Source organism: Spirochaeta isovalerica, from assembly GCF_014207565.1.
Lineage (GTDB): Bacteria > Spirochaetota > Spirochaetia > DSM-2461 > DSM-2461 > Spirochaeta_F > Spirochaeta_F isovalerica.
Genome location: NZ_JACHGJ010000012.1, coordinates 85,109 through 98,787 on the forward strand (window position 1 = coordinate 85,109; position 13,679 = coordinate 98,787).

The window sequence follows — 13,679 nt, forward strand, 5'->3', positions numbered from 1 at the left end:
AACTACTGACTCTTCCCTTTCCCCGGACTGCTGTTAATCACATATACGGCGGCGATAGTCAATGCCCCGCCTAAAACAGTGTGAACAGCGGGAACCTCTCCCAGAATCATCCAGCTGAAAACCAGAGCGCTTACTGGAACAGTAAAAATAAATGAGCTGGCAATGCGGCTGCCCAGTTCGCGGGTACACAAAAAATACACCGTTGTGGCAAGCGATGTGGCGGCGATGGAAATATAAGCCATATTGAGCCAGAAAGGCAGATCGACGGGAGTCTGAGACAGCGATCCTTTCGATAAAGCCAGAATAAGAGCGTAAAGAGAACAGAAAAGGTAAATATAAAAACCATAAACCAGAAAATGAACCGTTCTCTGTATGCGGTGACTCAGCATGGTCAGAACCGCCCAGGTAAAAGAGGCAAAAAGGAACCAGGAATTCCCGCTATTGAAAATCTGCTCCGGAGAAAACGTCCATATCTCCAGCATAATCAGCCCGCCGCCGAAACCGATAATCAAGGCCAGAATCTGACGGAGCGAAGCTTTTTCTTTTGTGAGAATCACTGTAAGCAGAAAAGTCAGAACGGGATTGAGACCCGTAACCAGTACGCCGCCGGCTCCGGCGAGTCCGACCCGTACACCGGAAAAAAATCCAATATTGTATATAAAGATAACGCCGCCGCCGATAGCCAGCAGAAGAAGCTCCTGTGCCTTAACGCGAATACCGGTTTTGAAAAACAGGAGAAAAGGGATCATTGAAAGGGCGGTGGGTAGAAATCTCCAGAAAATAAGCAATTCAACAGGGGCATTGACAGAAACGAGTTTAGCGGAAGTCCAGGTGCCGCCCCAGAGAATCATGGAGAAAATCAGGAAGATTATCAGATTTTTTCTTTTCATAAGAGATTTATACAACGAAAGCGCACAGCGGGAAAAGAAGATCTTTATCGTGAATGATTTTTCATAGTATAGTGAGCTATGAAACGTCTTTTCCCCATACTATTTTTACTGCTGGCTCTTCCCGGCTCTGTCTTTTCACAAAACGTCAGTTCCGGCGTCAAAACGGCTTTTCTCGATTTTGAGAATATCAATATGGATCCTGCTCTCGACTATCTGGGAGGCATAATCAAAGGGCTCCTTCTCTACGATCTGTCCCGGAATGAGTATATCAGGCTGGTTAACCGGACGGAAATTGAGGAAGTGGTCGAAGAACAGAATCTCCGTCTTTCCGGTTTGACGGAAAACAAGGGAGACATTGTTGAATTCGGAAAAATCCTCGATGCCCAATGGCTCGTGAAAGGGGAATATATCTATCTGGGCAGGGATGTGCTTATAACGATCAAGGTGATCGATGCCGCCACAGCGGAAGAATATGTTCTGAGCGAAAGAGGAGCATCGGAAAACACGGTTCACATGCTGGCGGAGAAACTGGTCATGAAACTGACCGGAATGGAGATGAATTTCGTCAATGAGGATTCTGTCAGATCCATCATCTCCATGAAAGACGAAAGCCCCGGACGGGTTAAGCTTTACAGCTGGGTACCCGGTGCGGAAATATACCTCGATGACAGATTCATCGGATACACGGAAGAAGACAATAAAACACCCTATATCATTGAGAGGATTGAGCCGGGTGAGCATGAGATCAGAACCCATTACTGGCCCTTCGGCGAAGTGGATATTCCGGAAATGCGATTCCATGACTGGGATGAAACGTTTTCCATCAAATCGGGAGAGGAAGTGGTCATCAGGGCTAACCAGAGACAATTCAATTCCATCATCTATGATCTGCAGCAGCTGATACGGGAAAACTACCGCTATCCCAACGGCACGACAGGTCCTTATAGAAAAACCCACAGCGCAGAATGGCAGGATATGTCAGGCACAGACCATAAAATAGAATACGCAATTGATGCCGATCTGACCGAAAGCCTTTTCAAATGCCGCATAGAAATGATATATGATGGGGAAACCTATATATGGGAAGAGGACTCCGATGCCGACGGGGATATGGACCTGAAAGAAGAAATAGGTGATGTTGAAATCAGACTGTCGTGGAGCCGCGGTAGAATCGACTACTCCGTATGGCGCATCGATATAGAACAGGGGATGTGGCAAAATCAGTAACAGCGAAATAAAAAAACTCATCATATCAATCTATATCCCGACTCTGCTCGTCGAGATCGGTTTAAGGATGTCCGTAACTTTCATAGCGCTGTATTCGCTCGAGCTTGGCGCGACGATATTTATGTCCGGACTGATTGTCATGAGCAAAAGCCTGGGAGCTATGATCTTTAATTTACCTGCGGGTTTTATAATCGGACGATGGAAATCTCTCCCTCTGATGATTGCGGGGCTAACGGGAATTCTTCTATCAACATTGATGAGAGGCCTCATATCAACCCCCTTTATGCTCCTGATTGCGAGTTTTTTTCTCGGAATTTCAGCCACTATCTGGGACCTGACACGTCTGACCTATATCCGCAATAATATTCCGATTCAGTACAGAGGCCGCGTATTATCCGGTATGGGGGGGCTCTTCCGTCTTTCACGGATAATAGGACCGATAGCCGGTGGATTTCTCATAACCATGAAAGGCTATTCCCTTATGTTCTTTCTTCAAGCCTGTTTTGTACTTCTCGCTATCGCTCTTATACTTATTCTGCTGCCCCGCGGCAGAAAAATCGTTACGACATCAGCGAATGAACCCCTTTCCTATCTGAAAGAACACATATCCAGGAACCGCCGCAACATTACCGCTGCGATTGTGGGAATCATAGGGATTTCCATGCTTAGAGTCGCCCGGGATTTTATACTCCCCCTCTGGGCTGACAGTATCGGAATCACCATTTCCGTACTCGGTATTGTTACCAGCATAGGTGCGCTGGTAGAGTTGATGTTCTTTTATCCCGCGGGATGGATCATGGATAACAAGGGGCGAAAATGGACACTTTTTCCCGCTTCGGTCCTTATGGCAGCAGGCTTTCTCATTCTTCCTCTGACTGCGACCCTTTCGGGATTTATGGTGGCCATGGTTTTGATTAATATCGGGAACGGCCTGGGCAGCGGAATTAATATGACACTGGGAACGGATCTGGCTCCTCAGAAATCTCCGGGACAGTTTCTCGGGTTATGGCGTTTCTTCTCCGATGGGGCCATGGCAGCCGGACCGGTTCTGATCGGAGCCATATCAAAAGGATTCACCCTCTCGACATCTCCCGTGGTTATCGGAATATTCGGAATAGGAACTGCGGCTTTTCTACTGAAGTATATGGATCATATGAAGCACTCGTAAGGCGCCGGGGAATCACTGAAAGATAATAAGATGTTCTTTATGAATGGCAAAATTGTTGGATCTTATAAACTCTTCAGGAATTGTTTCCTCCTGAAGCCTTACTCTGATGATGGAATCTTCCACATCTATGATTTCAGCAGAATACTGGTCTATTGATTCCAGAATAGATTTTACGATTGTAGAACAACAGGGATTGTGAATATAATCCTGACCCTGAGGGCTCAATCTGACTTTTCCTTTTATCATCTCATACCTGCTTTACTCTATTTACTCCCGATCTAATACTAATGTACTACTGTATGGATAGCAAAATCTATAGGAAAATTTCCTATTTTTCATATACAATAACATTTGGAAAAACATGAAAAAGATTATTCTGGCTGCCATAAACAGCCGCTCATCACATAGCAATCCCACTCTGTTCGCCATTAGACAAATGCTGAAAAAAGAAAAGGACTTGCAAACGGTCTTAATCGAACTGACGATAAATGAGAACTGGCGCGACGCTCTGGCGAAGCTGGCCTCTCAAAACGGAACGCTTTATCTTTTCTCCGTATACATATGGAACAGAGAGTACATTGAGAAAATGATACCTCTTCTTAAAGCAATATTACCCGATGCAAAAATGATTCTCGGCGGCCCGGAGATTAGCCACAACATCGCTTACTGGGAAGATAAGACATGGGCGGACATTCTTGTTTCGGGACAGGCTGAAGACTTTATCCCCCATCTTCTGACTTACCGGGAGAAAGTATACTATTCCGCCCACACGCCTATAAACAATGTGCCCTTTCCCTATGATAAAAATGACCGGGAAATCCTGAATGGCCGTCTTGTCTATTATGAAGCATCAAGGGGCTGCCTTTTCAATTGTTCCTATTGCCTGAGCGCCTGCCGCCAGGAAAGACCGGAATACAGAAACATTGAAACCGTAAAAAAGGAAATGAGAAAACTGATAGACCTCAATCCCAGGATCGTCAAAATGGTTGACCGGACCTTCAATTCCGACAGGACCTACGCCAGAGAGATCTGGGATTTCCTGATCAAACTGAATCCACCCGTTCCCTTTCATTTCGAAATCCATCCGGTCTTTCTGGAAGATGAGGACTTTAACATACTAGCCAAGGCCCCGGAAGGCCTGTTCTTCTTCGAAGTCGGGATTCAGTCAACCGACAAAGATGTTTTGAAAGCCGTAGACAGACCCTGGAACCGATCCGGTGAGAAAGAGAATATCGATCGATTGTGCTCTCTAAAAAATATTCATACCCACCTGGACCAGATAGTCGCTCTTCCGCTGGATACACCGCAAAAAGCCAGGCATTCATTTAATGAGATTCTCAACCACCGTCCAGATGATTTTCAGCTGGGCTTTCTAAAAATACTTCCCGGGACACCATTAGCTGCCAGAGCCGGGGAATTCGGACTGGTCTCTACCCCCTTCCCGCCCTATGAAGTTGTAAAAACATCATCATTTTCATTTGATGATATACAGCGTTTCTACAGAACAGAGGCGGATTTGAACCGTTATTACAACAGCGGCTATTTTCCCGGGACTGTAGGATTTCTCATGAGCCGCTTTGCCGACCCCTGGACTTTTTTTGAAGAGTTGGGCTCTTATTCCCCTGAGAACCCCCTGGCAAAACAGTGGCCTGTACTGGCTGAATCACTGTTTCTTCTGAGCCTGAAGCATTTCCCGGATGACAGGGAATACCTTATCGATCTTCTCCGGTACGACTGGTGCCCCCATGCTTCGGGTCAGAGCTACCCTCCCCTTATCAGATTGGAAGTGGATAACCGGATTAAGGACATTCGCAGAGAAGCCTATAATCTCTTTGAGAACGAAATCAACGGATTTACCAGAAGAAGCTTCAACCATTCCATTCTGTTTGTACCTGTCAGTTCGCGCATGAAAAAAGAGCATTCCGATGAGATAACCCTTTTCTACCGCGAAGAGAGCACGCCGACTCCCGTGAGAATGAAATTGGATCGCCCTTCTATATTCAGCCGCGATCTTACCTGATCAAATCCAGCCGAGAGGTATGAATATAAGCATCATAAGAAGATCGAGTGCGAAGAGCCCTCCGATGAAGATTCTCCTGACCTTCGGCCTGGCATCGTAACAGAGAAACGCGGCCAGAAAAAAGGGCGGCGCTCTTACCAGAGAGCTCTATGGATCTCGCAAAATCCTTTTATATTATGGAAATCAATCCTCTTCTCACCTTCAGGATGAAAATAGCCTTCAAACATTCCGATGAATTGCCTGAAAATAGCTTTGGCAAGAGGACCTCCATTAATTTTATCGCTTCTCTCGCCTTCAGGCGTGAAAATCAGATCCAGGGTGCCGGTTTCATCGTAGACATGCCAGCGTTTATATGGATCGAGAGGATCGATATCATAAATGACACGAGGCACTCTCGTTCTGTTATTATCTATCCAGAAAGCGTTTTCTGAAAAGAAAGTTTCATTTACAAAGGCGGCGAGATTCGTTCCGATGCTTGTCCCGTCCGGCAGAATTGCACTGAAAGCCGTCCAATACCAGATTGTCTCCCGGCGCAGATACCCCCCCGACCAGTCATATATTGCCGTAACCGTCTCTTTGTCAAAAGGCAGTTTCTCTCCATCGAGGGAGATTTCGATATCCTCCGCTCTCAGGGGAGAGCATTTTTCCGTAAAGGTGAAACGATTGGGATCATTGGGATTGAGAACTCTCAAAGGCCTGTGTTTTTCCATGGAATAGGGAAACCGCCCCTTAATTTTCAGTCGTTTTTTAAAATGGCAATCGATTGTCAGGACGCCTTCGTCTTTATCTTTATCAATAAGAAGCGATGTGCTTCTGCTTTCATACCGGGCTTTGTACGAATCGGGATTCCTTGGGAAATCCATTTTGCGGGAAAAACCGGGACATTTGTCGTCCGATTCCAGAATGATTCCCGAGCCCATTTCATAGAGGAAGCCGAAGACATTTTTTACAGCCCCCAGATCCACTATGGCAAAACCGGCAATGTATTTCCCCGCACTGATGCCGATATAATTGAATTGATGATAAGCCCGTTTTTTCCGGAGCCCTTTGATCTCCCGGTTAAAGAAATCCCTGAGAACGAAGTCTCTGTAATTCCACTCAATAGGTTCATCGATACACCCGTAATTGACTTTATTGTTCTCTCCAATAAGTTGTTTCACTTTAAAATTTCCTCTTAAACCGGCATCTTCACATATGGTTGAAGAGCTTGGTTATTTATACAACATCCTATGTCTGCAGTGTCTCTACCTCTTTATTCCGGAAGAGACTTTGCCTGGCTGAACCTGATTTCACTCCCGGGATCATTCTGATGGCCTGATCTTAATCGATGCAAAAATCAATGCAAATGCAAGCAGTGACAATCCAAGGATCTCAACTTTTATTCTTTTGTAGTTATACATTTCAATAAACTCAAGGACAGCAACAGTAAGAAACAGCACCCATCCGATTATTCCTAATAATATTTTTAATCTCATAACAGAAATTATACATGAAATCATTCAATAACAAACATTTAAATTGTGTCATGTATATGTTTCCTATAAAACTCCACAGATTCGATCAGTCCATCAACTGTTTTTGTTTCGAATATTATTGATTTTATATACTGTCCGGCCATATCCATGATTCGATCAATATTGATTTGACCAGTACCGAGAGGAAGATGATTGTTACTGCCGATTGCATCATGCAGGTGTAAATGATTTATATATTTCTTATTGGCTGCTAAAAATTCAGAATCATTTGTACCACTGGAAAATTCATGTCCGACATCCCAGGTTAGCTTAAAACAATTAATTTTTAATAATTCCTCAACTGCTTTTCTAATAAACCATAAGTGATATATTCCCGTATTTTCTACGAATACTTCGATTTCAGTACCCGACAATTCACATTCGACAATCTTTCCGAAATTAATTGTGTTTTGAATATACGTATCATAATATTTTTCAAATAGAAAAACTTTTTTTTGAGGAAGCGTGAAATAAATACCTGGATTCATATGCATATTTATTTTCTTAATTTTCTTTAATTTACAGAATCTAATAGTATCTATGACTGTTTTAATATGAGCATCCAATACATTTTCATTAAAGGCCCAAATGTTGAGATCTTCCGGTAAGTGAATAGAGTATTCCAGGCTGCCAATTTTCAAGTCTTCCATTTCTTTCAACTGAAATTGAGGAAGATTCATATTTATCTCTAATAAATCAAGATTTAACTCATTGCACAATCTCACATTATCATACAGTGAATCCAATTCGATTAGAGTAGGCATACCCAGCTTACATTTCTGCGATAACATTTTAAAAAACTTCTTTTTTATTCATTACAAACTCATGATACAAACTGCATGGTTGGTTAAAAAAATTTCCAATTACCGATGAATATCCAAATTGTTTTTTGAACATCAGCGACACTCCACTGGCAATCCAAACGGAGAATTCTGCAATATCTGAAATATTTACTGAAAGATCTGTTATGGGTAATATTCGGTTGCCTTTTATATGAGAAATAATACCAGAAACTGTCCTTGCAATAAAAAGGAAATCTAAAACAATAATTATCAGACTATAGATTTTTCCTGAAGCAAAATATTTCACTATCTGTTTTACATTCCTATTCTCAGTTAATGAGATGTGCCATAAATAGGCATTTTTAATATTTTTGTAAAATAAATTGTATCAGCGAAAACAATATTCAGTATTGAATTACATATAAATAACACCATTACAGTTATGCTAAAAAAGTTTTCGCTTTTTGTTTTTATCATACTAGGATGACTCATGATTATTTCCCTTTCAGAGGAAGACAAATAATGAAAGTTGACCCTTCGCCGGGTGTGGACATAACACTCATTTCACCACCATGGTGTTCTGTGATTATGAAATAAGAGATGCTCAGTCCCAGGCCTGTACCCTGACCTGTTTGCTTCGTTGTAAAGAAAGGTTCAAAAATACGTTTGCGAGTGTTTTCATCCATACCGGGACCTTTATCCTCAATCTCGATGCGAACAATTTCTTTTTCAAGAACTATCCTCAGCGTGAACTGAGCCTTCTTCTCCGAGTCCTCCGTCATATGATCCAGCATCGCCTCGGCACCGTTTCGAAGTATATTGAGGAATACCTGCTGAACTTCTCCTGATTGACAGGGTACTGCAGGCAGATTTTCATCATATTCGCGAAAAATCTCGATTTGCCGAAAATCGTATTTCTTCATCAGATTATAGTCGCTTTCGGCGAGCTCTATACTTTTATCCAACAACTCATCCAGGTAATGAGGCGAATGAGAAATATCGCTTTTGCGGGTAAAGCTTAACATATTCGAAACAATCCCGGCGGCTCGCATTCCCGATTCATCAATTCTGTCAAGCAACTTAAAAACATCTCTGGCTTCCAGATATGAGATAATCTTTTTTATAGAGATATCAAATTCTTCTGCCGCTCTCTTATTCGCCGGCATTTTTGAATCAGTCAATCTTCTTCGCAAAACAGCTGCCGATTGTATTATTCCGCCCAGCGGATTGTTAATTTCATGGGCCATGCCAGCTGCTAAACCACCAACAGATAATAATTTTTCACTTTGAACCAACATCTCTTCAACACGAACCTGTTCAGTAACATCATCTATACGAATGACGGCTCCTTTAGCATCATCAGAGATAAGAGGATAGATTGTAATGTCTTCATATTGTTTCTCACCATCTTTGTTATAGTAGGCCTGTCTTGTAAAGGAGTGAACCCGACCGGATTCCATTGCTTCCTCTATGTTTTTTAGTATACAGTCCAGTCTTGGGATGAGCAGAGCAAGAGGTTGATCGATAGCTTCTTTACTCGTAAAATCAGTCTTGTTTTCCGCTTCATTGTTCCATTGCGTTACCACGCCATTATCATCAACACTGATTAAAACAGATGGCATCGAGTCAATGATGTTTGAGATGTAATTCTTGGCTTTTTGAAGTTCTTTTTCAGCCTGCTTTCGCTCGGTTATATCTATAGCCATACCTAAGATTGAGTTTATATTTCCCGAATCATCTATATTCGGGCTGAATAGAACATCAAAAAAGATATTACCGACCTGAACAACATCCCGGGAGATCCTGCCGGCTAAAGCATCTTTTATCCCTTTTGTTATAGCAGGATAATCCTTATATATCTCAAAAGCTGACATACCGACAACCTGTCCGGGTTTCAATCCCAAAGCCTTCAGACTCTTTCCTTCTGATAAGAGAAAAGTCCCTTCTTTATTAATGGTGAAAACAACAGGTGAAGCATTCTTTACGATTGCTCTGAATTTCGCCTCACTCTGTTTCAACGAAGATTCCGTAAGGACTCTTTTAATTGATAGAGATGTAAAATATGTATAGTTCTGTAATAAATGCATGGTGAATGCATCCGGTTTTTCCTTAAGGGCAATGAGAGTTGTAGCAGAAAGGAGATTGTCAACTAAATAAGAAAAACCTAAAAAACATTTTATCTTCATTGCCTTCGCAAGTGCTAATGAAATGGGTTTTGAAATAGTACCGCCGGTAGCCTCGTATAATGTTGAAATAACTTTAAGCCTTTTAGACGCAATATCTTCATACATTTCCGCATCGACCTTTGTCCTGGTCGAAAGTATTCTTTCCCCTCCGATCTTTACTGCCAGATTCAGGATATTATGGTTTGCCTTGATTTCCTGTACTTTCAGGATATGTGTCTCCTGATTAAAAGTATTGAATACAGTGAAAACTGGTCTCAGCAATTGATCTATTTGTACTACAATTGACTTTATCAGTTCTTCATAATTATTAATCAAAGTTTGATCGAGCATGAAAGAATTAATGCTCTGCTGCATTAAGGATATGTATTCTACTTTTATTTCCGCCTCTTTGGACTCGGCGCTATGTGCAGAGGTGGAAACTATTTTTTCAAGTTCAAAGATTCGTTGTTCTAATTCCCGGTATGTAGGTTTTTTGCTCATATGAAATACCTTTATACGCTGCTTCGTATTTAAAATTGTAATGCACAGCTACTGGAAAGCAACTTAAAAAACAGAACCTCTGATTGCTTCCGGGTGAAAAGGGGGCTAAGATCTATATATGTTATTATCTTACGACGATGTCTTGGGGACTTTATGATTTTTATTGCAAATTTATAAATCATAGTTGGCTATATATCATATCGATTTATGATATAATATCTTAATTCTATAGCATTATTCTATTAAAGAATTATAACTTCATGAAGCTATCAAATGGATTTCCCAATTGAATCGAACAAATGATTACGTTTTAGAACTTGAGCAAAATAGAATATTATCTATTGATATTCTTCGTGCTATTGTAATGATTTTAATGGTTTTGGACCACACTCGTAGTTCATGGAACGGTGGAACTGGAATCGATCCGACAGATATTGTTAATACTTATCCAGCTTTATTTTTTACCAGATGGATAACACATTTTTGCGCTCCGATTTTCGTAATCCTGACAGGTATGTCAGCATTCATATCAAAGAAATATCATTCAAAATCAAACAAATTATGCTTCTCTTTACTTTTTAAAAGAGGTCTATTATTGATTCTTTTAGAATTAACAGTACTTTCTATTTTCTGGGGTGGTACTGTGCTTCAAGTGATTTGGGTAATTGGTGTTTCTATGATAATATTATCTATATTACAGTTTTTCCCATCCAGATTGGTCGGATTATTGGGTTTGTTAATAATAAGTTTTCATAACCTGATTCCAGAATTTCAATCTTCGGATCTTTTTTCAAATTTATTATTAAGTATTTTACATCAAAGCAGAGTAATTAAAATTTCTTCTCAATATGAAATCATGGTTTTATATCCTCTAATACCATGGATTGGAGTAATGGCTTTTGGATATAGTTTAGGTGAGATCTTTTTCTGGAAACAATCTTCCAGAGTAAAGTTTCTTAAAATAACAGGTTTAATATTTATTGCATTATTTATAATACTGAGAATATTCAATATCTACGGTAATCCAGTTCCGTTCCAGGTTCAGGACTCATTTGTTTTTACTATAATATCTTTTTTGAATTTAGAGAAATACCCACCATCGTTTTTATATTTACTGATGACAATCGGACCTATGTTTCTTATGCTTATTTTTTTAGAAAGATTCAAACCCCAAGAAAACAACCCATTTATAATTTTCGGCCGGACTCCATTATTTTTCTACATTGTTCACTTGTTTTTGATCTTGTTCGTATCAGCTACTTTTCGTGATATTTTAGGTTATGACACGATTCACTTTAGCTTAAGTCTTATTTATACATATATTGTATGGGTTATAATGCTTGTTTTGCTTTATCCGATTAGTAAGTATTATTACAATTTGAAATTTATTAAGAAATTGAGATGGACGAAATATCTTTAATTTTAAAAGAACCATTATTTGCCATATTTGAATGTGGGCGCCTTAAGTCTGTTGTTTTACAGACTTCTTCACCCTGTAAAAGAAGATCACCAATTCGCAATAAACCATTACATTTCTTTTGATGTATTTTTGCCATAGTATATATAACTGACATTTCCATATCGATTGTTTTTGATTATTCCTTCAAATGTAAAATCTCCGTAACCCAATTTTTGGGTAAAACTCATATGGGTGTTTTTTGATATTTTTAATGCTCTTTATTTTTTCAAAAGTATCCTCAAAAAGGTTAGTATTCCCCAGAGTAGTACTACCTGTTTCATCATCACTACCTAGATATATTGTGAGACAGCCTTTACTTCTTAATATTTTTTCAAGTTCTATACAGAGTTGTCTTCCAATGCCCTTTAAGTGATGAGACTCACTAACAATTAATGGGTGTAATTCCCATGCAGTTAGTTGTATTGCGGTATGGCACCAACAAACCCAATTAATTTATTATTTTCTATTGCGCCAATTACGACTTTCTCATCTTGAAGGCACGATATAATTTCTTCATCTGCAGAATCTGAATATGATTGAGGAAATGCCTTACGAAGCAGTTCAGCAGCATCCTTGATGAAATGTTTATTTTCAATTGTTAATTGTCTAAAATACATATGTTAACTTCGAATGTTAGGTCCTCTTTTTCCCATTCTCCATCCTACGAAGTGGGATTAATTATGTTCTGAATTTGGAAAATGTGAATTATTCTAATAAAACAATAATCCGTCTCGTACCCTATGGGTACTATTTTTTATTTGAACTTCTCTTCAAATTGATCAAAATTACTAATATGCTGAAGAAAAAAAATCCCTTTTTAAAATTATTATTGCTTTTGTCCCTATCCCCTCTATTAATGAGTTGTCTGAACAAGGAGGAAAAAGCTATCCATCTTGCCCTCGAAAAACTTGAAATGGTTTTAGTGGAAAAGGGAGAGTTTGACATGGGTCGCAATGGGGGGAGCAATAACGAAGGTCCTGAGCACAGGGTGAAAATCGAAAACTCATTTTATATTTCCGCTCATGAAATAACTTTTGAACTCTATGACCTGTATGCTCAGGAGAAGAAAAAATCTCTTCCCAAAGACAATGGATGGGGCCGTGGTAAAATGCCGGTCATAAATATAACCTGGATGAATATGACCGCTTTCTGCAACTGGCTCAGTGAAAAAGCTGACTTGAATCCCTGCTACACTATGATGACATGTGATTTTTCTAAAAACGGATTCCGGCTTCCCACTGAAGCCGAATGGGAATTCGCAGCCCGGGGAGGAAATAATAGTCTGGGATATTTATTTTCTGGTGGAAATATCAGCAATGAAGTAGCTTGGACTTCGGAAAATACTGATAGAAATATGGAAACGGGCCTGAAGAAACCAAATGAACTGGGTATTTACGATATGAGTGGAAATGTCTGGGAATTCTGTTTTGATTGGTATAAAGAAGCTTATTATCAATCATCACCTATCGGATTTCCCATCGGTCCTGAAAAGAAAGAGATCGATACGACCTATGGAGGAGAAAAAGTCAGACGAGGTGGAAGTATAACATATGCTCCTGAATATGCCCGAACGACATTCCGCAGTGCTGAGAAAACAAATTATGGGGATTTCGGAATAGGATTTCGTATTGTCCGCAATGCTGAGTGACTCGCAAAAATCACATTAGAACGGTCCGTCATGAATGGCTTGATCTTGTGAACTTCGAATTAATTGAACATGCTCAAAAGCTTGCTACTGATTGGTTCTGGACATATAATAATAAACGTCCACATTCAGCAATAGGAGGCGTTCCACCAAGAATTAAAACACCGATTGCTAGGGCAAATCTACTAATGAAGCCCACTAAAAATGGGGGGGCGGAATGTGTCAACATAGATGAAGTATGATCTTTGAAATATTTATGCAGACTTCCTTTCTGATTTCTGTTTCAGTTCTATCCTGGTATCAGCAGT

14 protein-coding genes are annotated in these 13,679 nt (G+C 40.2%); 6 read left to right on the forward strand and 8 right to left on the reverse strand.

The features are described from left to right. Positions 1–2 precede the first annotated feature (2 nt). Positions 3–890 (reverse strand): DMT family transporter, encoded by an 888-nt coding sequence (locus HNR50_RS20665; RefSeq protein WP_184748711.1) that lies wholly within the window; start codon positions 888–890, stop codon positions 3–5. A 78-nt stretch (positions 891–968) separates the two neighbouring features. On the opposite strand from HNR50_RS20665, the gene HNR50_RS20670 reads away from it, so the two are divergent. Both HNR50_RS20670 and HNR50_RS20675 read left to right on the forward strand, forming a co-directional pair. Beyond that, complete coding sequence (locus HNR50_RS20670) at positions 969–2,117, forward strand: peptidase associated/transthyretin-like domain-containing protein (protein ID WP_184748712.1); 1,149 nt, start codon at positions 969–971, stop codon at positions 2,115–2,117. Positions 2,118–2,172: 55 nt separating this feature from the next. Continuing rightward, on the forward strand, positions 2,173–3,285 hold the full coding sequence (locus tag HNR50_RS20675; RefSeq protein WP_484592920.1) for an MFS transporter: 1,113 nt from the start codon (positions 2,173–2,175) through the stop codon (positions 3,283–3,285). A gap of 12 nt (positions 3,286–3,297) precedes the next feature. On the opposite strand, the gene HNR50_RS20680 is transcribed toward HNR50_RS20675, so the two are convergent. Further along, positions 3,298–3,531, reverse strand: coding sequence for a hypothetical protein (locus HNR50_RS20680; RefSeq protein WP_184748714.1), 234 nt, complete (start codon positions 3,529–3,531; stop codon positions 3,298–3,300). Between the two features lie 115 nt (positions 3,532–3,646). On the opposite strand from HNR50_RS20680, the gene HNR50_RS20685 reads away from it, so the two are divergent. Then, on the forward strand, positions 3,647–5,305 hold the full coding sequence (locus HNR50_RS20685) for a B12-binding domain-containing radical SAM protein (RefSeq protein ID WP_184748715.1): 1,659 nt from the start codon (positions 3,647–3,649) through the stop codon (positions 5,303–5,305). A gap of 134 nt (positions 5,306–5,439) precedes the next feature. Here the strand turns inward: HNR50_RS20685 and HNR50_RS20690 are convergent, their stop codons facing one another. From HNR50_RS20690 to HNR50_RS20705, 4 genes are all read right to left on the reverse strand, one after another. After that, on the reverse strand, positions 5,440–6,465 hold the full coding sequence (locus tag HNR50_RS20690) for a DUF2804 family protein (RefSeq protein WP_184748716.1): 1,026 nt from the start codon (positions 6,463–6,465) through the stop codon (positions 5,440–5,442). A gap of 141 nt (positions 6,466–6,606) precedes the next feature. Then, positions 6,607–6,780 carry a hypothetical protein gene (locus HNR50_RS20695; protein WP_184748717.1) on the reverse strand — a complete coding sequence of 58 codons (174 nt, stop codon included), beginning with the start codon at positions 6,778–6,780 and terminating at the stop codon, positions 6,607–6,609. 38 nt (positions 6,781–6,818) lie between these two features. Further along, on the reverse strand, positions 6,819–7,565 hold the full coding sequence (locus tag HNR50_RS20700; RefSeq protein WP_184748718.1) for a sugar phosphate isomerase/epimerase family protein: 747 nt from the start codon (positions 7,563–7,565) through the stop codon (positions 6,819–6,821). Between the two features lie 530 nt (positions 7,566–8,095). Continuing rightward, complete coding sequence (locus tag HNR50_RS20705) at positions 8,096–10,267, reverse strand: PAS domain S-box protein (RefSeq protein ID WP_184748719.1); 2,172 nt, start codon at positions 10,265–10,267, stop codon at positions 8,096–8,098. Positions 10,268–10,553: 286 nt separating this feature from the next. On the opposite strand from HNR50_RS20705, the gene HNR50_RS20710 reads away from it, so the two are divergent. Beyond that, on the forward strand, positions 10,554–11,687 hold the full coding sequence (locus tag HNR50_RS20710) for an acetyltransferase domain-containing protein (protein ID WP_184748720.1): 1,134 nt from the start codon (positions 10,554–10,556) through the stop codon (positions 11,685–11,687). 183 nt (positions 11,688–11,870) lie between these two features. On the opposite strand, the gene HNR50_RS22890 is transcribed toward HNR50_RS20710, so the two are convergent. Both HNR50_RS22890 and HNR50_RS20720 read right to left on the reverse strand, forming a co-directional pair. Continuing rightward, a complete protein-coding gene (locus HNR50_RS22890; protein ID WP_184748723.1) occupies positions 11,871–12,179 on the reverse strand; it encodes a GNAT family N-acetyltransferase in 309 nt (102 codons plus the stop codon). Further along, positions 12,140–12,343 carry a hypothetical protein gene (locus HNR50_RS20720; protein WP_184748721.1) on the reverse strand — a complete coding sequence of 68 codons (204 nt, stop codon included), beginning with the start codon at positions 12,341–12,343 and terminating at the stop codon, positions 12,140–12,142. Before HNR50_RS20720 ends, HNR50_RS22890 begins: the two co-directional genes overlap by 40 nt. Positions 12,344–12,582: 239 nt before the next feature. Here HNR50_RS20720 and HNR50_RS20725 point away from each other — a divergent pair, with 239 nt between their 5' ends. Both HNR50_RS20725 and HNR50_RS22895 read left to right on the forward strand, forming a co-directional pair. Beyond that, entirely contained in the window at positions 12,583–13,374 is a 792-nt protein-coding gene (locus HNR50_RS20725; protein WP_184748722.1) for a formylglycine-generating enzyme family protein, read from the forward strand. Then, positions 13,371–13,613, forward strand: coding sequence for an integrase core domain-containing protein (locus HNR50_RS22895; protein WP_425506750.1), 243 nt, complete (start codon positions 13,371–13,373; stop codon positions 13,611–13,613). Before HNR50_RS20725 ends, HNR50_RS22895 begins: the two co-directional genes overlap by 4 nt. The last annotated feature ends 66 nt before the right edge of the window (positions 13,614–13,679 follow it).

Excerpts from the sequence above, each read along its gene's own strand:
- HNR50_RS20665 (WP_184748711.1), bottom strand. The coding sequence starts at position 890 with ATGAAAAGAAAAAATCTGATAATCTTCCTGATTTTCTCCATGATTCTC.
- HNR50_RS20670 (WP_184748712.1), top strand. The coding sequence starts at position 969 with ATGAAACGTCTTTTCCCCATACTATTTTTACTGCTGGCTCTTCCCGGC.
- HNR50_RS20680 (WP_184748714.1), bottom strand. The coding sequence starts at position 3,531 with ATGATAAAAGGAAAAGTCAGATTGAGCCCTCAGGGTCAGGATTATATT.
- HNR50_RS20685 (WP_184748715.1), top strand. The coding sequence starts at position 3,647 with ATGAAAAAGATTATTCTGGCTGCCATAAACAGCCGCTCATCACATAGC.
- HNR50_RS20695 (WP_184748717.1), bottom strand. The coding sequence starts at position 6,780 with ATGAGATTAAAAATATTATTAGGAATAATCGGATGGGTGCTGTTTCTT.
- HNR50_RS20705 (WP_184748719.1), bottom strand. The coding sequence starts at position 10,267 with ATGAGCAAAAAACCTACATACCGGGAATTAGAACAACGAATCTTTGAA.
- HNR50_RS20720 (WP_184748721.1), bottom strand. The coding sequence starts at position 12,343 with ATGTATTTTAGACAATTAACAATTGAAAATAAACATTTCATCAAGGAT.
- HNR50_RS20725 (WP_184748722.1), top strand. The coding sequence starts at position 12,583 with ATGAGTTGTCTGAACAAGGAGGAAAAAGCTATCCATCTTGCCCTCGAA.